Origin of the sequence: Cobetia sp. QF-1, from assembly GCF_002213105.1 — a bacterium.
Taxonomy (GTDB): Bacteria; Pseudomonadota; Gammaproteobacteria; order Pseudomonadales; family Halomonadaceae; genus Cobetia; species Cobetia crustatorum.
This window is the reverse complement of the sequence record NZ_NBVS01000001.1, coordinates 719,303-739,980: the sequence shown is the minus strand read 5'-3', so window position 1 is coordinate 739,980 and position 20,678 is coordinate 719,303. Positions and strand designations below refer to the sequence as shown.

At 58.7% G+C, this 20,678-nt stretch carries 17 protein-coding genes; 6 read left to right on the top strand and 11 right to left on the bottom strand.

The features are described 5' to 3' along the window. Nucleotides 1-45: 45 nt before the first annotated feature. Complete coding sequence (locus CFN46_RS03275; protein WP_024951418.1) at nt 46-498, bottom strand: universal stress protein; 453 nt, start codon at nt 496-498, stop codon at nt 46-48. Nucleotides 499-711: 213 nt separating this feature from the next. On the opposite strand from CFN46_RS03275, the gene CFN46_RS03270 reads away from it, so the two are divergent. Beyond that, nucleotides 712-1,260 carry a hypothetical protein gene (locus CFN46_RS03270; RefSeq protein ID WP_024951417.1) on the top strand — a complete coding sequence of 183 codons (549 nt, stop codon included), beginning with the start codon at nt 712-714 and terminating at the stop codon, nt 1,258-1,260. Between the two features lie 177 nt (nt 1,261-1,437). Here the strand turns inward: CFN46_RS03270 and slyA are convergent, their stop codons facing one another. Beyond that, nucleotides 1,438-1,884: a transcriptional regulator SlyA gene (gene slyA / locus CFN46_RS03265; RefSeq protein WP_088742649.1), complete on the bottom strand. Its 447-nt coding sequence runs from the start codon at nt 1,882-1,884 to the stop codon at nt 1,438-1,440. Nucleotides 1,885-2,073: 189 nt separating this feature from the next. Continuing rightward, a complete protein-coding gene (locus CFN46_RS03260; protein WP_024951416.1) occupies nt 2,074-3,186 on the bottom strand; it encodes a DUF5924 family protein in 1,113 nt (370 codons plus the stop codon). A 414-nt stretch (nt 3,187-3,600) separates the two neighbouring features. On the opposite strand from CFN46_RS03260, the gene fadB reads away from it, so the two are divergent. From fadB to CFN46_RS03245, 3 genes are all read left to right on the top strand, one after another. Then, nucleotides 3,601-5,751 carry a fatty acid oxidation complex subunit alpha FadB gene (gene fadB, locus CFN46_RS03255; protein ID WP_088742648.1) on the top strand — a complete coding sequence of 717 codons (2,151 nt, stop codon included), beginning with the start codon at nt 3,601-3,603 and terminating at the stop codon, nt 5,749-5,751. Between the two features lie 126 nt (nt 5,752-5,877). After that, entirely contained in the window at nt 5,878-7,056 is a 1,179-nt protein-coding gene (fadA, locus tag CFN46_RS03250) for an acetyl-CoA C-acyltransferase FadA (RefSeq protein ID WP_024951414.1), read from the top strand. A 200-nt stretch (nt 7,057-7,256) separates the two neighbouring features. Beyond that, on the top strand, nt 7,257-8,189 hold the full coding sequence (locus tag CFN46_RS03245) for an amidohydrolase (RefSeq protein ID WP_088742647.1): 933 nt from the start codon (nt 7,257-7,259) through the stop codon (nt 8,187-8,189). Nucleotides 8,190-8,300: 111 nt separating this feature from the next. Here CFN46_RS03245 and holA read toward each other — a convergent pair whose 3' ends face one another. The 3 genes from holA to leuS form a co-directional block, all read right to left on the bottom strand. Next, nucleotides 8,301-9,359: a DNA polymerase III subunit delta gene (holA, locus tag CFN46_RS03240; protein ID WP_024951412.1), complete on the bottom strand. Its 1,059-nt coding sequence runs from the start codon at nt 9,357-9,359 to the stop codon at nt 8,301-8,303. A gap of 153 nt (nt 9,360-9,512) precedes the next feature. Further along, entirely contained in the window at nt 9,513-10,055 is a 543-nt protein-coding gene (gene lptE / locus CFN46_RS03235) for an LPS assembly lipoprotein LptE (RefSeq protein WP_024951411.1), read from the bottom strand. Between the two features lie 192 nt (nt 10,056-10,247). Then, entirely contained in the window at nt 10,248-12,848 is a 2,601-nt protein-coding gene (gene leuS / locus CFN46_RS03230) for a leucine--tRNA ligase (RefSeq protein ID WP_088742646.1), read from the bottom strand. Between the two features lie 312 nt (nt 12,849-13,160). Between leuS and CFN46_RS17840 the strand changes: the two genes are divergently transcribed. Both CFN46_RS17840 and CFN46_RS03220 read left to right on the top strand, forming a co-directional pair. Further along, nucleotides 13,161-13,961: a hypothetical protein gene (locus CFN46_RS17840; RefSeq protein ID WP_024951410.1), complete on the top strand. Its 801-nt coding sequence runs from the start codon at nt 13,161-13,163 to the stop codon at nt 13,959-13,961. 23 nt (nt 13,962-13,984) lie between these two features. After that, nucleotides 13,985-15,175 carry a M48 family metallopeptidase gene (locus CFN46_RS03220; RefSeq protein ID WP_024951409.1) on the top strand — a complete coding sequence of 397 codons (1,191 nt, stop codon included), beginning with the start codon at nt 13,985-13,987 and terminating at the stop codon, nt 15,173-15,175. A gap of 99 nt (nt 15,176-15,274) precedes the next feature. Here the strand turns inward: CFN46_RS03220 and CFN46_RS03215 are convergent, their stop codons facing one another. The 5 genes from CFN46_RS03215 to CFN46_RS03190 all read right to left on the bottom strand — a co-directional run bounded on the left by CFN46_RS03215 (nt 15,275) and on the right by CFN46_RS03190 (nt 20,599). Next, complete coding sequence (locus CFN46_RS03215; protein WP_088742645.1) at nt 15,275-16,027, bottom strand: YdcF family protein; 753 nt, start codon at nt 16,025-16,027, stop codon at nt 15,275-15,277. 50 nt (nt 16,028-16,077) lie between these two features. Beyond that, entirely contained in the window at nt 16,078-17,595 is a 1,518-nt protein-coding gene (lnt, locus tag CFN46_RS03210; protein WP_024951407.1) for an apolipoprotein N-acyltransferase, read from the bottom strand. Nucleotides 17,596-17,742: 147 nt separating this feature from the next. Next, complete coding sequence (locus tag CFN46_RS03205) at nt 17,743-18,651, bottom strand: HlyC/CorC family transporter (protein ID WP_024951406.1); 909 nt, start codon at nt 18,649-18,651, stop codon at nt 17,743-17,745. Between the two features lie 128 nt (nt 18,652-18,779). Beyond that, nucleotides 18,780-19,508: an rRNA maturation RNase YbeY gene (ybeY, locus tag CFN46_RS17835; protein WP_024951405.1), complete on the bottom strand. Its 729-nt coding sequence runs from the start codon at nt 19,506-19,508 to the stop codon at nt 18,780-18,782. After that, entirely contained in the window at nt 19,505-20,599 is a 1,095-nt protein-coding gene (locus tag CFN46_RS03190; RefSeq protein WP_051510766.1) for a PhoH family protein, read from the bottom strand. Before CFN46_RS03190 ends, ybeY begins: the two co-directional genes overlap by 4 nt. Between the last annotated feature and the right edge of the window lie 79 nt (nt 20,600-20,678).

Here is a 20,678-nt window from a genome sequence, read left to right as displayed (position 1 = left end):
AGTGATTGTGACTCCTGTCAGCTGCCACTAACAACGGTGGTTACTTCATTCTTCGCTGTCATCAGCCCCGACGCGTACCGCCAGTACGTCACACTGGGCGCCATGCAGCACACCCGTTGAGGTAGAGCCCAATAGCAGGGCAAAACCGTGACGGCCGTGGGAGCCGACCACGATGAGATCCACGTCATGTTCGGCGGCGAAGCGATGAATTTCGCTATCTGGCATACCGACCACGACATACTGGTCTTCGTTGGCGATACCGTGGGGCGTGGCAATGTCACCCAGACGCTCACGCGCGTGGGAATCCAGCTGATCCTGAATGCTGGTCAGGTCCATCGGGATATCGCCGCCATAGGCGAAGCCCAATGGCTCCAGCGTATGGATGATAGAGACCTTGGCACCGTTCCGCTCAGCGATGGGCAGTGCGCGCTCCAGTACCAGGTGGGAATCCTTGGTCAGGTCGACAGCGACCAGTACATGCTTGTATTCGTTGCTCATCCTGAGATCCTCCTGCAGAGGGTTGGCCATTCGAGTGACATCGTACACCTGCTTCCATGCTAGGCTTGCCGCCCCCCTGAAGACAATGACGTACATCAACGTATTTAGAGTGCGTGATACGCAACAGCGCTGAAAAAATGCCGAAACCAGCGTTGTGGCGCATTCATATGCACATGAGCGCGGGAATTTTTTGATACTCCAGCGGGACACTTCATGACCACTGCTCTGATCATTATCTTTATTATGCTGGCAATGCTGTCGCCGCTGACCTGGTTACGGCCCAGCAAGCGCGAGACGCGAACGGCGTCGGTGCGCAAGGCAGTTATCGCGGATGGCATGCGGGTGGACCTCAAGCGCCCAGTGCTCTCGGATGCTCCCAATGGCATCGTGGGATATCGACGCCCTTGGCCGACTGAGCGCGATGTGACGCCGTTTATTCTGGTACACGAGGACTGGGCCAGCGAGGCGCTGCGTGAAGCGGTGCCAGGTTATCGCTGGCGTGAAGAGAGTCGTCTCGCCGATGACGCTGACGTCTCAGCGGCGATTCTACAGCTCACACGTACGCTGCCAGACGATGCATTGATGTTGGAAGCATCACTCTCCGGCCTGACGCTGTGGTGGGGCGAGAGTCTGAGTGTCGAAGGGTGTGCCGAGTGGCGACGCGAGTTCGAGGCATTGCATGCGTTGTTGATCCACAAGGCACCAATCTCACATAAGCGGCGGCCATTGGTGGGTACTGAGCCGAAGATGCCTGACGCCTAGCGCTGCCTTCCTAGTTCGACTCGAAATTCAATAAAAAGCCCCTGTCGACATGATCGACAGGGGCTTTTTATTGTCTTGCAGAGACTGTGTCTCTTTTCCAGTGCTCGCTTTTCAGCGCTGGTATCAGGCAACTCTGCATGATCTTGAGCCTGAAAACGCCGGGACACTCGACAGGTATCAGGCGTTTTCAGGCACCTTCTCAGCAATCTCCAGTCCATTTTTCTCCATCACCATCAGACACTCGCAGAACTGGTCAACCTGCTCGGCACTGAGTCCTTCGAGCATTTCGACGCGCGTCTGCTCGGCGATGGCGTCAATCTTCTCTATCAGGGGTAACGCTTTACGCGTCAGGAATATGCGCTTGGTACGGCGGTCTTCTTCGCAGGCGCGACGTTCGACCAGCCCCTGCTCGCTGAGTTGATCGAGCGTGCGCACCAGTGAAGGTGCCTCGATGCCGATGGAACGTGCCAAGTCGCATTGTGGCTGACCATCGCCCATGCGCCAGAGATGAACCAGCGTCATCCAGCGTGTTTGGGTGAGGCCCAGCGGGGACAGTCGCTGGTCCAGGATGGCACGCCATAGGCGCGGCAGGCGGGAAAGCTTGAGTCCGATATCTTCATGCATGATAGGTCGTCCGCTGAGTGCAAATAATGAATAGGCATTTTATCGATGGCGCATCTGCGCAGCCCTTCTTATCAGAATGCTAGGCAGCTAGTGTAATTACAAGCCTGCGAACGAATTTTACGCCCAAGGTCGGGTAACCGACCGTTTCATCCTGGTATTTCATCACGCCTTCCAGACAAGAAGTTCACCTCATAACCCCGGGATAAGGTTGGTGATTCTCCAGCCGGGAATGCCGGGTGGATGGCTAAGACTACTGTCGGCAAGTGTCGCGAGTGACGGATCATCACTTACCGTAAAACGCAGGCTACCAATTCGTTGGCCATTCAGGGTTTCGACATCAATACGCCACTCACCGTCACTGTCGCTCGGGAAGGCAGTCTTGTGAGTCCATGCGCGATACCCCTCGCCCCGCCCACCATTGATGTTGAGCGCGATGCGGTCCACGACTTCGCCATCGTGACGCCAGACGTGATAGACCTTCTCTGACAGGCCACGTGGCGCACGAATGGCAGTGAAGGCATACAGGCCATTGGCCGATAGTTGAGCGGGTGTCAGACGCATCTCGCCCTGCGGAGCGCGGGCGGCAGTATCAAACGCAGGCGATAGACTGCTTTCATTGATCCACAGGGTGGCGGGGGGAATCCATGCTCGTGCACTCCAGGCACCGACACCCAGCATCACGCTGATCCCGATCATCGCAAGCCCGCCTGTCAATCCGCGCGCAATCCGTAGATTGGCCACGCTGGGCAGTGCAAATAGACTCATGGCACCACAGGCGGCCAGCAGGCTCTCTCCGGTCGTCAGCTCCAGCATCAACGGCAGAGTGACCAGCACCACGACAAACACGCATAACGCATGGAAACCGAAATACAGCCAGCGATGGCGCTCTGCCAGGCGGTAATAGAACGGGTCAAGAATCGACAACAGAGTCGCGCCACACATCAGCAGTGTAAAGCCGGCTTGGCCACTGGCCCAGTCGGTGGTGGCCAAGAAGAAGGGCAGCGTAAAGCACAGCGTTTCCTGCTGAATCAGCTGTGCCACAAAGGTAGCCAGCTTGCGCGGCAGGGCATTCTTGCCACGATGGCGACGAAAGCGACTCCACAGACCTTCAGTAATCAATATCAGCCAGGCCAGTAGCATGCCAATTGCCAGCATGGCACCTAACCATTGTTGGCGATTGACGAGAAAGAAGCTGCCGATACCCGCGGCAAAGCCGATAGGTGGCCAGAGCCAGTGCCAGCGTTTGGTGTGTTCGACCACGTTTGTCAGACGCAGGTAGAGGGCTGAGAGAGTCGTGCTCATGAAAGCATGGTATCGGTGAAGCCTTTGAAAGCGTGACGGCCAGTGCCCTCACGCAGAAATTGGAAAAGCATGTCAGGGTAACGCGAGACATCACTTGGGTGTAGCGTCGATTATCAGTCACGCGAGCTGTCGAAATTCTGCGTCACCCCTCTTGCGGTCATTTTAGAGCGACTGAGACTCTCCTTGCCTTGTGTACATTCACGACCCACGACCTTTCGCTAATATCAGCAGGCTTGATCTTTGTTGGCTGCTGGCCCAAGCTGACTCTATTCAAACGCTTGTATGAAGCGCTGAGGGGAATGTCTGAAATTTCTCTTGGTACCTCTGCCAGCGGCGAGTCCGGCGAGGCCGGCTGCACGAGTGCCAAGCACCGTTGCGACCGCCTCCACCTCTTTCTCTTGTGGAGATCCGTGGATGATCTATTCAGGCAAAACGCTTTCGGTCGAGGCCAATCAGGATGCCATCGCCCTGTTGACCATCGACCTCGAAGGCGAGTCGGTCAACAAGCTGGCCAGCTATGTGATCAAGGAGCTGGGTGAGGCGGTCGAGGCGATCAAGGCCACTGCCGATCTGAAGGGGCTCGTCATTCGCTCCGGCAAGGAGGCGTTCATTGTCGGCGCCGACATCACCGAATTCCATCAGATGTTCGAGAAGGATGAAGCCTTCCTGATCGACATGAACATGACCATCCACGGTATCTTCAATGCCATTGAAGACCTGCCGTTCCCCACCGTCACGGCCATCAATGGCCTGGCACTGGGCGGTGGTTGTGAGATTACCCTGACCACCGATTTTCGTGTCATGGCCGACAGCGCCAAGATTGGCCTGCCGGAAACCAAGCTCGGGATCATTCCGGGCTGGGCGGGCTGCGTGCGCCTGCCGCGTCTGATCGGGGCGGATAACGCCATCGAGTGGATCTGTGGTGGTACCGAGAATCGTGCTGACAAGGCGCTGGCAGCAGGTGCCGTGGATGCAGTGCTGCCCGTCGCTGAACTGGACGCTGCGGCACTCGACATTCTGGCGCGGGCCAATAGCGGCGAGCTGGACTGGCAGGCGCGTCGTCTCGAGAAGACGTCACCGCTCAAGCTCAATGCCATCGAACAGATGATGGCCTTCGAGACAGCCAAAGGCTTCGTGGCTGGCAAGGCGGGTCCGCACTATCCCGCGCCGGTCGAAGCGATCAAGGTCATTCAGAAAGGCGCTGGTGAATCTCGTGAGCGGGCTCAGGCGATTGAAGCCAAGACCTTCGCACGCATGGCATTGACAGACGTGGCGTTCAATCTGGTCGGCCTGTTCATGAACGACCAGGTGGTCAAGAAGAAGGCTAAAGGTCATGAAAAGCAGGCGCGTGAGATCAAGCAGGCGGCGGTGTTGGGGGCCGGCATCATGGGCGGCGGCATTGCCTATCAGAGCGCCAGCAAGGGCACGCCGATCCTGATGAAGGACATCAATGGTGATGCGATTGAGCTGGGTCTCAAGGAAGCACGTAAGCTGTTCGGCAAGGGGCTTGAGCGCGGCAAGCTGACTACTGACAAGATGGCGCAGGGCCTGTCCAACATTCGTCCGACACTCAGCTATGGTGATTTCGGCAATGTGGATCTGGTCGTCGAGGCCGTGGTCGAGAATCCCAAGGTCAAGGCCGGCGTGCTGGCGGAGCTTGAAGACAACGTCGGCGATGACACCATCCTGACATCCAATACCTCGACCATTTCCATCACGCGTCTGGCCGAATCGCTCAAACGTCCCGAGAACTTCTGCGGCATGCACTTCTTTAACCCGGTGCACCGCATGCCGTTGGTGGAGGTCATCCGTGGCGAGAAATCCAGTGATGCCGCCATCGCCGCGACCGTCGCTTATGCCCGTCAGATGGGCAAGACGCCGATTGTGGTCAACGACTGCCCAGGCTTCCTCGTCAATCGCGTACTGTTCCCTTACTTCGGCGGCTTCAGTCTGCTAGTCGAGAAGGGCGCCGATTATCAGCGCGTCGACAAGGTGATGGAGAAGTTCGGCTGGCCGATGGGTCCGGCCTATCTGCTCGACGTGGTCGGTATGGATACTGCGGTGCACGCCAATGCCGTGATGGCGGAAGGTTTCCCGGAGCGCATGGCGCGCGAAGGAAAGACTGCCATCCAGGTGATGTACGACAACAAGCGTCTTGGCCAGAAGAATGATCTTGGCTTCTATCGTTACGAGGAAGATCGCAAGGGCAAGCCGAAGAAATTGTCGGATGAAGCCGCTCAGGCACTGGTGGCTGAGGTCGTCACCGAGACTCGTGAGTTCTCCGATGAAGACATCATCGCGCGCATGATGGTGCCTCTGTGCATGGAAACCATTCGCTGCTTGGAAGACAACATCGTGGGTTCGCCGGCAGAGGCCGACATGGCGCTGATCTACGGCATCGGTTTCCCGCCGTTCCGTGGTGGCGCATTGCGTTATGTGGACGCGATGGGTGTCGCCGAGTTTGTGGCGTTGGCTGATAGCCTCGCGGAAGAGCTGGGTCCGTTGTATCGCCCGACCGACGCACTGCGCGAGCGCGCTACCCGTGGTGAAGCCTTCTACGGCTGATCCTGTCGTGCGGGCCAACGGCCCTGATGCGCTCCCGTTACGGCATTGTCCACGGGGGCGCCTGCTAGCACCATCCGACCAGAATTCAGGCTCACGCGAGAGCGGGGGCCATGAGGGAGCCAGACCATGAACCTGAACCCGAGAGATGTGGTAATCGTCGATGGCGTGCGTACCGCCATGGCCAAGACCAAGAACGGCGCCTTCCGCCACGTGCGGGCCGAGAACCTCTCCGCCGCTGTAATGCAGGCACTGTTTGACCGTAATCCAGCTCTCGTACCGGCTGAGGTCGACGACATTATCTGGGGGTGCGTCAACCAGACCCTTGAGCAAGCCATGAACATCGCGCGTAACGCCGCCATCATGACTGGAATTCCGCGTAGCGTGCCGGCCCAGACGGTAAACCGTCTGTGTGGTTCCTCGATGAGCGCGCTGCATATCGCGACCGCCAATATCAAGGCCGGTATGGGGGACTTCTATATCATCGGTGGCGTCGAGCACATGGAACACGTGCCGATGGCACACGGCATCGACATCAATCCGGGCGCCAGCAAGTATGCTGCCAAGGCCGCAATGATGATGGGTCTGACAGCCGAGTTGCTGGGCAAGATGCACGGTGTCAGCCGTGAGAAGCAGGACGAATTCGGGGTGCGTTCTCACCAGCGTGCTCAGTCAGCCGCGGATGAAGGCCGCTTCGACAATGAGATCATCGGCGTTGAAGGACATGATGCTGAAGGTCGCCGTGTGCTGGTGACGCGTGATGAGGTCATCCGTGGCGATGCCAGCATGGAATCCATGGGCAACCTGAAGCCGGTGTTTGATCCCAAAGGTGGCACCGTGACGGCAGGGACGTCCTCTGCGCTATCAGTTGGTGCCTCTGGCATGGCAGTGATGAGCGCCGAGCGCGCTGAAGCGCTGGGCCTAAAGCCTATCGCTCGTGTACTAGCGACCGGTGTGGCAGGTTGTGATGCTTCCATCATGGGCTATGGTCCGGTGCCTGCGACCAAGTTGGCGCTCAAGGCAGCCGGTCTGACCATCGACGACATCCAGACCGTCGAGCTCAATGAAGCTTTTGCGGCGCAGTCGATTCCGGTGCTCAAGGACCTCGGGCTACTGGAGCGTGCTGATGCGGTGGTCAATCTCAACGGTGGCGCCATCGCGCTGGGACATCCGCTGGGTTGCTCTGGCTCGCGTATCTGCACCACGTTGCTCAATGTCATGAAACAGCAGAATACCCGCATTGGTCTGGCAACCATGTGCATTGGCATGGGGCAGGGCGTGGCGACTATTTTCGAGCGTCTTGACTGAGCGGCCACTCGCTAACGCAGCGGTAGCCACACAGAAAGCGGCATGTCTTCGGACATGCCGCTTTTTTATTGTCTAGAAATGCTTGCCCAGACTCTCTTGTCTGGAATCAGGGCGGTCAGCGCAGTATCGTGAAGGGGGCGATAGCTATCAAAGACCGTCTGACACTTGATGAATTGGGGTTACGCGAGGGAGCCGCATCGATGGACTGGAATCATGTCGAGCAGGACCTGCCGAGCGCCGTGCCGCCACGGCCCTTGCCATATCCGCTGACGTTTCGACTGCCGGCAGGCAGTATTGATTGCCACCTGCACCTGTTTGGCGACTCGGTACGTTACCCGCTGTCAGAGGATAGGACCTACAATCCTGCCGAATTCGGCCTCAAGGATGCGCTCGAAATGCATCAAGCGATGGGCACCAGTCATGGTGTGTTCATTCAACCCAGTGTCTATGGTTACGATAATCGACTGTTGTGCGATAGCCTGGTGGCCTGCCGTGAGCGCGGGCTGGATTATCGGGGCATAGCGGTCGTCAGCCCCGATATCAGTGACGAGGAGCTGGAACGCCTTTCGGCACTGGGTGTGTGTGGGGTACGCCTTAATCTTATCTTCTCTGGTGGCCTGCGCTGGCGGGATGTCGTGGTGCTGGCGGACCGTCTGGTGCGCTTCAAATGGCATCTTGAGTGCCTGATTGATGTTTCCACCTTCCGTGATATGGAAGCGCGCCTCGGTAGTCTGCCGGTGCCTGTGGTGATTGATCATATGGGACACTTGGCCGCGACGCGTGGCCCGGATTGCACAGGCTTTGCAGCACTATGTCGAATGCTCAAGCAGGGGCGGACCTGGGTCAAGCTGTCGGCACCTTATCGACTGACCACGCGAGGGCGGCTGCCGTATTCCGATGTCACCGCGCTGGCGCGTGCGCTGGTGAATGCCAATCCGGAACGCGTGATATGGGGCAGTGATTGGCCGCATCCGTATATCGGTATCGAGATGCCGGAAGAAGATATGCTCGCCGAGTTGATGCAACACTGGTTGCCGGAGCGCGAGGTGCGCGAGAAGATCTTCCGCGATAATCCGCGCAAGCTCTATGGCTATCCGGCCTTCGTGAAGTCGAAGGCCGACGCAGCGCACTGAGTCTCGATCCAAGAACCCAAGAGACCCACTGGCAATGATGCCAGTGGGTCTCTTGGGTTCTATCTATGCATCCATGCACCTGACCGGATGTCTCGATGACAGCGTCGGGTGTTACACCACCTTGTAGGCGTGCGGCAGTTCCGCCAGCGGCCCACGGCCACCGGCCAGTGTCAGCGCCAGATCGACCATGCCATCCCATACCGGCAATGCCATGCCACCCTTGACCGCCATGTCAAGACGCTGGGAGAACAGCAGAAGCTTGTGCAGGCGTTTGTGCGGTAGTCGATTGATCGCTTGCTGATAGAAGGGACGACGCTTGTCGAAGATCATCGGCTTCTGGGCCTTGCAGGCGTGCTCGAAACTCTGGCCTTGATCAAGATGCTGGCGCAACGAAAGCAGGGTGCGTAGCTCTCGTGTCAGTGCCCACAGAATGACGGGGGGCTCGACGCCTTCACCGCGCAGGCCCAGTACGATACGTCCGCTGCGTTCGATCTCACCCTTCAGGCAGGCATCCGCCAGCGTGAAGACATCATAGCGAGCGTTGTCCTCGACCCCCTGGGCAATGGCATTGCCATCCAGTCGCGCGCCAGGCGGATGCAGCAACGCGAGCTTCTGCAGCTCTTGATCCGCTGCCAGCAGGTTGCCTTCAATACGCTCGGCCAGCAGGCGTGAGGCATCCTGATTCAACTCCAGTCCATGCAGCCGGGCGCGATCTCGTATCCAGAAGCCCAGACGTGAGTGATCAACGGGCCATACCGCGACGAAGACCCCTACCTTTTCCAGAATCTTGAACCACGCTGTCTGCTGTACCTTGCGATCAAGTCGCGCAGCAGTGATCAGCAGGATATCGCCATTCTTCTCGATTCGCTCGGCGTAGGCTTTGAGTACCTTGCTACCTTCCTGACCTGCACTCTGACTACCAAGACGCAACTCGATCAACTTGCGTGAGGCAAACAGTGACATGCTCGCCGCCGACTCGGTCAGACGCCCCCACTGAAAGCCGTTCTCGACGTGCAGTACTTCGCGTTCTTCGACACCAGCAGCACGTGCTGCCTTGCGGATGGCATCGCAGCTCTCCTGATGAATGAGCGGTTCGTCACCGGCCACGATGTAGACGGGATACAGGCGTTTGCTGAGCTGCTCGTCCAGTTTGTCGGGATAGACCTTCATGAATGTCCTTCGGTCATGCACATGTCGTAACGGCGGCTGCCGCATTGCATTCGGTCGAAAAGATGGCCCAGACAGGCACGGCTCCGTGATAGTCGGTTGCCCGGTATCGCGAAGCCGTGCCTGTCAGTCAGCGGAAATAGTGAGCCCTCTGAATCAGGGGGTGATCACGCGCAGGCGCTCCAGCAGCTGACGACTCAAGTCACGATTGATCTGCCGGCCAGCACGCTCACGGACATCATCGGTATTGAGCAGGTTGTCGTCGTTGGTGTAATAGTTGCTGCTGGCCTCAAGTACTTGCTGGTTGGCCAGATAGGCACCGTCGGACTTGCGCTGTATGGAGTAGACGATGTTATAGGTCAACTCACGCTTGATGCTGCCAGCGTCACCGAAGGTCACCTGCTGGACGTTTTCATTGACCTTGCCCAGATTGAGCGTGAGCGGAGCGCTGTCACTCAGACTGATATCAGCACGTTTGAGTGCGTCACGCAGCGCGCTGTGGGTCTCACTGATCGGTGCCTTGACATCGAGCTGAGTGATAGCCATTGGCGCATCGTTCTGGCCGCGCAGTTGAAAGCCGCACCCGCTCAGTGTCAGCGCCATGCCAACACCGAATGCTGCTAGCAATCGGCGGCCAGCGCGGCGGGATATACGCGTTGATTCGCGTACAGATGCAATGGAATGATTCGCTTGCGTCACCGTGACCTCCTGTCATGAGCGGGTGTCATGAATGTCTTGCGAGGGCATGGCTTGATGGCGAGTCACAATGGACAACATCAGGCCATGCACGAGAATTTGGTTGCTATCGGCTCAGAGCATTTTGCGAAACCTCTGAGCCGATAGCGGAGCCCTGATCGCTCAAGCCATCGGGGCATCTAGTCGTATCGTGGATCAGTTGGCAACGATATTGACCAACTTTCCCGGTACCACGATCACCTTGCGAACCGTTTTTCCATCGACGAACTTGACGACATTGGCATCTGCCAGCGCTGCCGCTTCGATGGTGTCGCGATCAGCGTCGGCCGGGAAGGACAGACGCGCGCGCAGCTTGCCATTGACCTGCACGACCAGCTCGATGCTGTCCTTCTTCATGGCATCAGCATCAGTGGCCGGCCACGGAGCATCGATCACGGCTTCTGCGTGCCCCAGCGTGGCCCACAGCGTATGCGTGGCGTGCGGGATGATCGGCGACAGCAGCAGCACACAAGCCTCGACGGCTTCACGTGCGACTGCCAACCCTTGCGGGCTTGTATCTTCGAAGCGGCTGATGGCATTGACCAGCTCCATCACGGCAGCAATTGCGGTGTTGAAGGTGGTGCGACGGCCAATGTCATCGCTGCACTTGGCGATGGTCTCGTGTGTCTTGCGACGCAGTGCTTTCTGATCGTCATTCAAGGTGGTCATGTCGAGCGCGACTGGAGTACCTGCTGCCACGTGTTCGTGGACCAAACGCCAGACGCGCTTGACGAAGCGGTGCGCGCCTTCGACACCGGAGTCAGACCATTCCAGAGACTGTTCGGGCGGCGCGGCGAACATCATGAACAGGCGCACGGTATCAGCACCGAAGCGGTCGATCATCGACTGCGGATCAACGCCATTGTTCTTGGACTTGGACATCTTCTCGGTGCCTCCGATGACCACCGGCAGGCCATCCGAGAGCAATGTGGCGCTGAGAGCACGCCCCTTGTCGTCTGTCTTCACTTCAACGTCGAGCGGGTTGAACCAGTCGCGGCCACCTTTCTCGTTGATGCGGTAGAAGGTATCCGCGATCACCATGCCCTGGGTCAGCAGCTGCTTGAACGGCTCGTTGCTTTCGACCAGGCCGAAGTCACGCATCAGCTTGTGGAAGAAGCGCGCGTAGAGCAGGTGCAGGATGGCGTGCTCGATACCGCCGATGTAGTAATCGACCGGCAGCCAGTAGTTGGCGCGCTCGTCCAGCATGGCATCGTGGTTGTCCGCGCAGCAGAAACGCGCGTAGTACCAGGAAGATTCCATGAAGGTATCGAAGGTATCTGTCTCGCGCTGCCAGCCATCGCCCAGGTCACTGAAGGACGGCATCTTCTTGATCGGTGAGCCGCCGGAGGCATCGAATTCGACATCCAGCGGCAGCGCCACCGGCAGCTCGGCGTCGGTCAGCGGGATGGATTCGCCGTTCGGGCCGTTCTTGACCGGAATCGGCGCGCCCCAGTAACGCTGGCGGGATACGCCCCAGTCGCGTAGACGGAAGTTGGTCTTGATCTCGCCACGGTTCTGCTCGACAAGGCGGTTGGCAATGGCATCGAAGGCGCTCTCGAAGTCGAGGCCATTGAACTCGCCAGAGTTGATCAGTACGCCGCGCTCGGTGAAGGCGGCTTCGCTGATGTCCGGCGTGTTGCCTTCAGCATCGGCGATCACGGCTTCGATGGGCAGCTCGTACTTGGTGGCGAATTCGTGGTCACGCTCATCGTGTGCCGGCACGGCCATCACGGCACCCGTGCCGTATTCCATCAGCACGAAGTTGGCGACGAATACCGGCACTTCACGGCCGGTCAGCGGGTGGATGGCCTTGTAGCCTGTGTCCATGCCGCGTTTTTCCATGGTCGCCATGTCGGCTTCGCTGGTACCACCACGCGCGCACTCGGCGTTGAACTCGGCCAGTGCCGGGTTGTGCTCTGCCGCGGCCTTGGCCAGCGGGTGAGCAGCGGCGACGCCGACGTAGGTGACGCCCATCAGGGTATCCGGACGGGTGGTGAAGACGGTCAGCGATTCCTGCACCTGGCTTGCTGCGGTATCGAGACCGAAGCTCAGCTCAACCCCGCGCGACTTGCCTATCCAGTTGCGCTGCATGGTCTTGACCTGTTCCGGCCATTCGACCTTGTCGAGATCAGCCAGCAGTTCTTCGGCATAGTCGGTGATGCGCAGGAACCACTGCGGGATTTCCTTGCGCTCGATCAGCGCGCCGGAACGCCAGCCACGGCCATCGATGACTTGCTCGTTGGCCAGTACGGTCTGGTCTGCCGGATCCCAGTTGACGATGGAGCTCTTCTTGTAGACGACCCCCTTCTCGACCAGCTTGGCGAAGAACCACTGCTCCCAGCGATAGTATTCGAGATCGCAGGTCGCGAACTCACGGCTCCAGTCGTAGGCAAAGCCCAGCGCCTTGAGCTGATCGCGCATGTAGGCGATGTTCTCATGCGTCCACTTGCCCGGCGGGACGTTGTTCTTCATGGCAGCATTTTCTGCCGGCAGGCCAAACGCATCCCAGCCCATCGGCTGCATCACGTTCTTGCCCTGCATGCGTTGGAAACGGGAGATCACGTCACCGATGGTGTAGTTGCGTACGTGCCCCATATGTAGCTTGCCGCTGGGGTAGGGGAACATCGACAGGCAGTAAAACTTCTCGCGGTTGGCATCTTCCACCGCCTTGAAGCACTGATTTTTCTCCCAGAACTGCTGTGCAGCCTGTTCGATCTGATCGGGAGCGTACTGTTGAGAAGCGTCCTGTGAGTCCATCGGTTCCGTTACTACCTTGGCATTGGCCTATACCTGTCGGGGAGACAGGCAGGGCGTGAAGAAATGAGCAGGCACGACGAGGTGCCATTACTGTCAGAGATACCGCCAAGTCTACCCCAGACGCCAAGCCTCAGGTAGGGGAGGCTGTTGCTGGGCGTAGCGAGTGAGCATCATGAAAAAGCGCTGCATGACTGATGTGCATCAGGGAGTGTTCGGGTGTGGCTTGTGAAGCGACGCCAACGCCGCCATGCTGAAGGTAGAGCGCCACGCCCTCCTGCACCTAGGGAGGAGGTGAAGACACAAGGAGAGTCCATGAGCCAGCAACGTGAATCCCGTGATCCGCATGACCCGATCAGCCCTGCGCGCCATGATGCGAGTGGCGGTTCCTCGCATGATAGCGGCTTTGAAGATACGCCGATGCCGGCCACGGAACAGCACAATGAGAGCGAAGGGCGACTGGGAGAGGCCTACGGCCGCATTCTGACGCGCCTGGAAGAGAGTAGCGGTGAACTGTCCTGGGATGGCCTCAAGGCTGAACTGGACGAGGCAGTGCGCTTCGAGTCTGAGGTCGAGGAGTTCACGCTCGACGAGCTGGCGCTGCTACGTGCTTGGGTCGAACGCGACATGCACGAATTCCGTCGTCACCTGGCGGCTGGCGGAGAAGGTATTGCCAGCTGGCTGGGGATCGACCTCTCCGTGCTGTCACGCAGTGTCAGCTCCGCATTGCTGTCGATTGCCGATCGTACCGTCGTTGATCAAGCGCATTTCGAGGAAGATCTAGAAGCTGCGCGCGCTGACTACACCAGTGGTGAAGTCATCGCACCGGGCCTGCTGCACTGCGTGCACTGTGATGCGACCACCACGCTGACGCATCCATGCGTGCTTGAACCCTGCCATGCCTGCGGACATCGTTTCTTCGCGCGCGGTGCTCCGAAAGTGGCTGCCACGCCTGGGCGTGCATCACGTGATCCGCATGATCCGGATGATGCACGTACCCTCTCTAGCCCGTCGAAGGCTGATCAGCAGGCCGACCCACGTTATGCACGCGGCAATAGTGCCGAGGGTGGCAATGATCATGCTGGCAATGCAGGACACAGTGGCGACGACGACTGATGGCGGTGCCGAGGGAGTGGTTCGTGCCTGCCCAGCAGGCATGGCAAGCGGATCGCAGACCTCAGGCTGTACAGCTGCTGATTGAGCACTTCAATCGGCAGCCACGTCCGCGTGTCGCGGGGCTCTTCAAGCAGATTTCCTACTACCTGTTCATGTTGGGAGATTATCGCGCTGCCAGCCAGATTCTTGAGCATGGCCGCACGGAATGCCCACAGGATGAAGAGATCGCGCTCAATCATGTGGTGTGTCTTTCGCGGGCCGGTGAGCGCGTGGCATCCTGCGCGGCGGGAGAAGTGTTGGTAGAGCAGCAGTGCACGAATCCTGTGCTGTTTGATTCGCTGGCCAGTAGCTGTGCATCGCTCAAACGTCATGACAAGGCGCGCCAGTACGGTAGCCGTGCTCTTGCACTCAAGGATGCCAAGCATGGCAGCTTGCCATTGGCAGCTGGCTGGCAGCTGCCGACTGACTCGCCGAGTGCATTGACGGCAGGCAAGACGCGTGTGTTGTCCTTCGGCGTGTGGGGTGGCGAGCCCCGCTATCTGAATGGCATGCTGCATAATCTGCTGTTGGCGCCGGTGCTGTATCCGGGCTGGCGGGTACGCCTCCATCATGATGCTAGCGTGCCTGACGACTTTCTGGCGCTGGCACGCCAGCTAGGGGCCGAGCTGATGGAGCGGCCTGCCAGTGACAGCCTCCGCCAACGGCTGTGTTGGCGATTCGCAGTCGCGGATGACCCCACGGTGGGCTACTTCGTGGTGCGTGACTGTGACAGCGTGATCAGTCTGCGTGAGGTGCGCGCAGTACAGATGTGGCTGACCTCCGGACGCTTCTTTCACGTGATGCGTGACTGGTGGAGCCATACTGATCTGGTGTTGGCAGGGCTGTGGGGTGGCGTTGCTGGCGTATTGCCATCGCTTGAAGGCATGTTGAGCGAATGGCAGCTGCAGCAGGTCGAGACGCTGAATGTCGATCAATGGTTCATGAAGGAGTGTGTCTGGCGTTATATGCGTACCAGCGTCATCAGTCATGACCGCTGCTACTCGCTATCGATCAACGGACGCGACAGCTTGTGCTTCCCCGATGATGCACTGGGCGAATTTCCGCTCGGCAATGCCCACGTGGGCAGCGATGAATGGACGCGAGACCGCGCCTTTCAGCGTCGTCAGCTGGGGCCGTGGCTCAAGGATGCCAGCTGGATGCAGAACGAACAGTGAGGTGCGAAGTAGCGAAAGGCCGCGCGCGAGCCGTGACACAAGAAAGGGCTGCCAAATGGCAGCCCTTTCTTGTGATGCAGTAATGAGATCAAGCAGAGTTCAACGACCGACCAGCCAGCCTATCCACTCATGCAGGGCCCAGCGGGACTGGGTCAGTGCGGAGCTGTTGGGTATCCATGCATCCATTCCCAGGCTTGAAACCGAGGTATAGCCGACGGGAGCAGGGATGATGGTACGGAAACCCTGGTTCTGGAAATTACGCATGGCGCGTGGCATATGCCATGCGCTGGTCACCAGCACGATCTTGTTGATGTCGTCCTTCTTGAGCGCCTCGCGAGTGTACAGAGCGTTCTGCTGAGTATTCTCGCTGCGATTTTCCAGCCAGCGGGCGGGATAGTCGAACTCGTCGATGAGCGAGCGCTGCATGAGATCCGCCAGTGTGCCGCTATCCGAAGAGGACACCCTGCCGCCCGTGAGCAGAATTGGTAGCTCTGCATTACGCGCGACACGGACTCCCTCATCCAGTCGGCTTAGTGTTTCGCCATTGATGCGATCACGTCCCTGTAGCTCCGGGGCATCATAGTAGCGTCCTCCAGACAGCACGACGACGGCCTGGGCTTGGATCCACTCGGCTGGCTCACTAGGCTGAATGCGCTCCAGGCCAGCCATCAAGCGAGTAGAGACAACGGGCGATGACAGCAACCATAGGGTAAGAATGGCCAGTGCCATGAACGCGCGTGCTGTGCTTGGCCAGCGCTTGAGAATCAGCATAGCCAGAATAAGCAGCAGTAGTGGCCCGCCGGGCGGCAGTATCAGATCCTTGATGATGCCGAGTAACTCGGTGAAGCCCATGACATTCTCGCTTGGTCAGATGCTATGCCGGGCGTCTGCCCGGCAGATGATTATGATGAACGACGTACCTGACGGCGTGCTCCGATACGTTCGGTAATACCTAGAACCAACCCCGGTGCTAGCAGCAAGGCGATCAATATCCACACTGGCAGCATCCCGAAGCGCATCCAGGGCGTCATGCCCAGTTGCAGACGAATGTCGCCGGTGACGGTGGCTTCCTCGAATTGCGGGGCCTGCTCAAGAATTTCACCCTGCGGCGATATGATCGCAGTGACACCGTTGCTGGTTGCACGTAGCAGATAACGACCATTCTCCAGTGCCCGCATCTGAGCCATCTGCAGATGCTGCAGTGGGCCGATGGAGTGCCCGAACCAGGTGTCGTTGGAAACCGTCAGTAGTACGGTAGAGCTGAGTGCGCGTTGGCGTACCAGTTCCGGGTAGACGATTTCATAACAGATCGCCACGCCAATGCGCAGGCCACTGACGCTGAGTGGCGGCTGGTCACTTCCTCCCGCTGCCATGCTCGACATCGGCAGATCGAGGAAACTGATCACACCGCGCAGCACGTTCTCCAGCGGCACATACTCTCCGAAGGGCACGAGGTGCTCCTTGCGATACTGAGTGCCGGGCGCATCGATGGGAATCACGCTGTTATAGAAGCGACCATCGGCATCACGTTCCACTATTCCGGTAATAAGACCGGTTTTAGGTGGCAGAGTTGCCTGAATGCGTTCAAGAAAAGGCTCGGCCTGATCGCGCAGCATCGGTAGCGCCGTTTCTGGCCAGACGATAAGGTCGGCGTCGTCCTGCACGGCGCGGGTCATCGCGGCGTAGGTATTGGCAGCGCGACGTTGGCCTTCAGCACTCCACTTGATCAGCTGTGGCAGGTTGCCCTGTAGCAGCGCAACGCGTGCAGGTTGGCCGCCGGGCTGTGTCCAGTTAGCGGGCAGTAGCAGACCTGCGCCCCACAGCACCACCAGCGGCGCAATGGCCAGCCAGCGGCGGCGTAGCGCCAGATTCCACAATAGCGCGCCGGAGAGCGCGATGATCAGCGAGATGCCGTAGACGCCGAGTATTGGCACCCAATGTGCCAGCGGGGAATCGGCAGCGCTGTTACCCAGCAGCAACCACGGGAAGCCGGTAAAGGCCCAGGTACGAAATAACTCACTGATGACGAACATGGCCGCGAAAGACAGCACATCGAAGCGACGTGAGCAGAAACGCTGCCACAACCCCATCCAGAGTGCAGGGAATAGTGCCATGCAGGCCACGAAGAGCATGGTGAGTAGCACTGCCAGTGGCATTCCGGTGTAGCCGTAGTCGTGAATCGAGACATAGACCCAGCTGGCACCGCTCCCGAATAGCCCTACGCCATACCACCAGGCGCGCATGAAGCCGCCACCTTCCATGCGCAAGGTGCCGTAAAGCAAGCCGGCGCCGAGCGGTCCTAGCCACCATTGATCAAAAGGGGCAAAGCTCAGCGTGACAAGACCGCCGGCAATGATTGCCAGTACGTGACCCAGTATTGAGATGCCGGTGAAGGCGGCTGGGCGGGGGGAATCGGACATACCGCTCTCCTTGTAAAATGCCAGACACACCGAAAGATGTGTCTGGCATTGTCCGTCATCATGACAGGCGACATCGCTAGCCCGTCTGATATGCGTGATGGTGTCATACAGTGTCTTGTGAAGACTGTCATTCAGTGACTCACACCATCATTCACCGCTGATGTGCGCACGGTGTTCTTCCGAGGGCGGTGCATCACCGGTGGCATCCTCCAGTCGGCAGACCTGAACCTGGCGAATGCGTCGGTTGTCGGCGTTGAGTACCGTGAAGCGCCAGCCGGTGAAGTCGGTCGATTCCTGACGACGTGGCATGTGACCAAAGCGCTGAATCATCAACCCGCCCACCGTATCGAATTCTTCATCGGAGAAGTCGGTGGAGAAGTGCTCGTTGAAGTCATCGATGGTGGTCAGTGCACTGACGGCGTACTGGCCATCGCCCAGCTCACGGATATCCTCGTCTTCATCGGTGTCATGCTCGTCCTCGATATCACCGACAATCTGCTCGAGAATGTCCTCGATCGTCACCAGCCCAGCGGTACCGCCGTATTCATCAATGACTACCGCCATGTGATTACGCGTTTCGCGGAATTCCTTGAGCAGGCTGTTGAGGCGCTTGGATTCGGGGATGAACATGGCCGGACGGATGGCTTCGCGCAGATCGAAGCGCTTGCGCTCGCTGTCGTTTTGCAAGATCAGCGGCAGCAGATCCTTGGCCAGCAGAATGCCGAGTACCTCATCGAGATTCTCGTCAATCACGGGATAGCGGGAGTGAGCCGATTCGAGGATCAGCGGCAGATATTCTTCAGGGCGCTGGTCGACCTGAATGGCCTGCACCTGAGAGCGGGGGATCATGACCTCGCGGACCTGCTGGTCGCTGATTTCCAGCGCACCCTCGATGATGGCAATCGCATCCTGATCGAGATTCAGGCGTGGGCCTACCTCTGACAGGAACTGGAGCAGCTCGCTACGGGAGCTGGGTTCGTCGGTGTCGCTTGAGAAGGCGCCGAACAGCTTATCGAGCCAGGATTTCGATTGGCTTCCCGATCGGTCTTCGCTCATGCGTTAGTTTCTCTTTTCCTCGGTGGCGATACCCCATTGTCGTGGTGGTATCGGGGCAGTCGAGCACGACAGGATCATGCTCTGTCGTGCTCGGCGGCGGTCGATGCGGATGCAGGAATGCATCCGCATCAGTGATTCTCTTCCCGGTACGGATCGGAAAATCCCAATCCGGCGAGTATATGGCGTTCGAGCGCTTCCATCCGCTCGGCTTCATCGTCCTCGATATGGTCATAGCTGAGCAAGTGCAAGGTGCCATGAACCAGCATATGAGCGAAATGTGCCTCCAGCGTCTTGCCTTGCTCGCGGGCTTCGCGGGCCACGACATGGACGCTGATGATCAGATCACCCAGAAAGCGTTGTTCATTGTCTTCGGTCTGCTCAAATGACACATCAGTATCGTCGAGATCACCTGACGCCAAGCTGACAGCCTCGGAAGAAGGTGCCTCCAGGGCATCAGCGTCAAGGGCAGGGTCAGCATCAGCATCCTCCTCACCGACCGCCAGCCATGATTCGTCGCTTTCATCCTCACCTTCTTCGGCAAAGCGAGCGGCCAGCTCCGGCGGCAAGGCGAAGTCGTCCAGATCCAGCGGCTCATGTGGGAAGGAGAGCACATTGGTGGGATAGTCCTTGCCGCGATAATCGCGATTCAGGCCCTGGCTCTCTTCTTCCTCCACCAGACGTACGGTCAGCTCGCAGAGCGTGCTGCCGGAATCCAGCGCACCATCTTCTGCTGCACCGATGAGCGCCGCGGCGACCCACGCTTCCAGCTGATGGCTTTCCGGCAGAGGCTGACCGTCGAATTCACGCTCGTCAACGGCCAGTTGCAGGTCAACGACGACGGCAGGCGCTTCGCTCACTGCTGGCCTCCGGAAGTCGTGGGGTTTGTGTTGTTCTGAGGAGCATTGCTTGCAGAAACATTGCCCTGAGCATTCAGCGTGGCCATGCGGGCTTCGCGTTCGGCCTGACGCTGTTCGCGGCGCTCGCCTTCCTGCTTTTCTTCCTCTGCCTCGAAGCTGTCATAGGCTTCGACAATACGCTGTACCAGCGGATGACGTACGACATCCTTGGCCAGGAAGTGCGTGATACTGATGCCAGGAGTTTCCTTGAGCACTACCATCACGTGCGCGAGACCCGACAGAGTGCCCCGCGGCAGATCGACCTGCGAGACATCACCGGTAATCACGGCGGTGGAGCCGAAGCCGATACGCGTCAGAAACATCTTCATCTGCTCACGTGTCGTGTTCTGGGCTTCATCGAGAATGATGTAGGCATTGTTGAGCGTACGTCCGCGCATGTAGGCCAGCGGTGCAATCTCGATGATCTGACGCTCGATCATCTTGTTGACGTGCTCGAAGCCGAGCATCTCATAGAGCGCGTCGTAGAGCGGACGCAGGTATGGGTCGATCTTCTGGGCTAGATCACCCGGCAAAAAGCCCAGCTTCTCGCCGGCTTCGACCGCAGGACGTACCAGCAAAATACGACGAACTTCCTGATTGTTGAGTGCTTCCACCGCCGCAGCCACGGCGAGATAGGTTTTCCCTGTGCCCGCCGGACCAATGCCAAAATTGATGTCGTGGTTACGCATCTCGGTGACATAGCCCTGCTGGTTAAAACCGCGCGGGCGAACCAGTACCTTGGGCGTACGAACCACCACATCACCGTAGCTGATGGCTTTATCTTCAGCAGCTTCTACCAGTGCCTCAACACCGGATTCCTGCAAGAAGAGGTGTACGGTTTCGGCTTCAACCTCACCGGCACCTGTCTCGCGGTACAGATGCTCCAGCACATTGCCGGCGGCCTTGACGGCACTTGAGGGGCCGGCAATCTGGAAGTCGTTACCACGGTTGCGCAGGGTGACGCCGAGTCGGGATTCAATCAGCTTGAGATGCTCGTCGCGCTGACCGGTCAGGCTGGCAAGACGTTGCGGGTCTGCCGGCTCAAGCGTCATGTTGAGAATGCGATTGGCTTGCTGGGGCTGGTGGCTCAAGGCGTCGAATATCCTGGTGAAGATGAATGCGGAAGTCGGC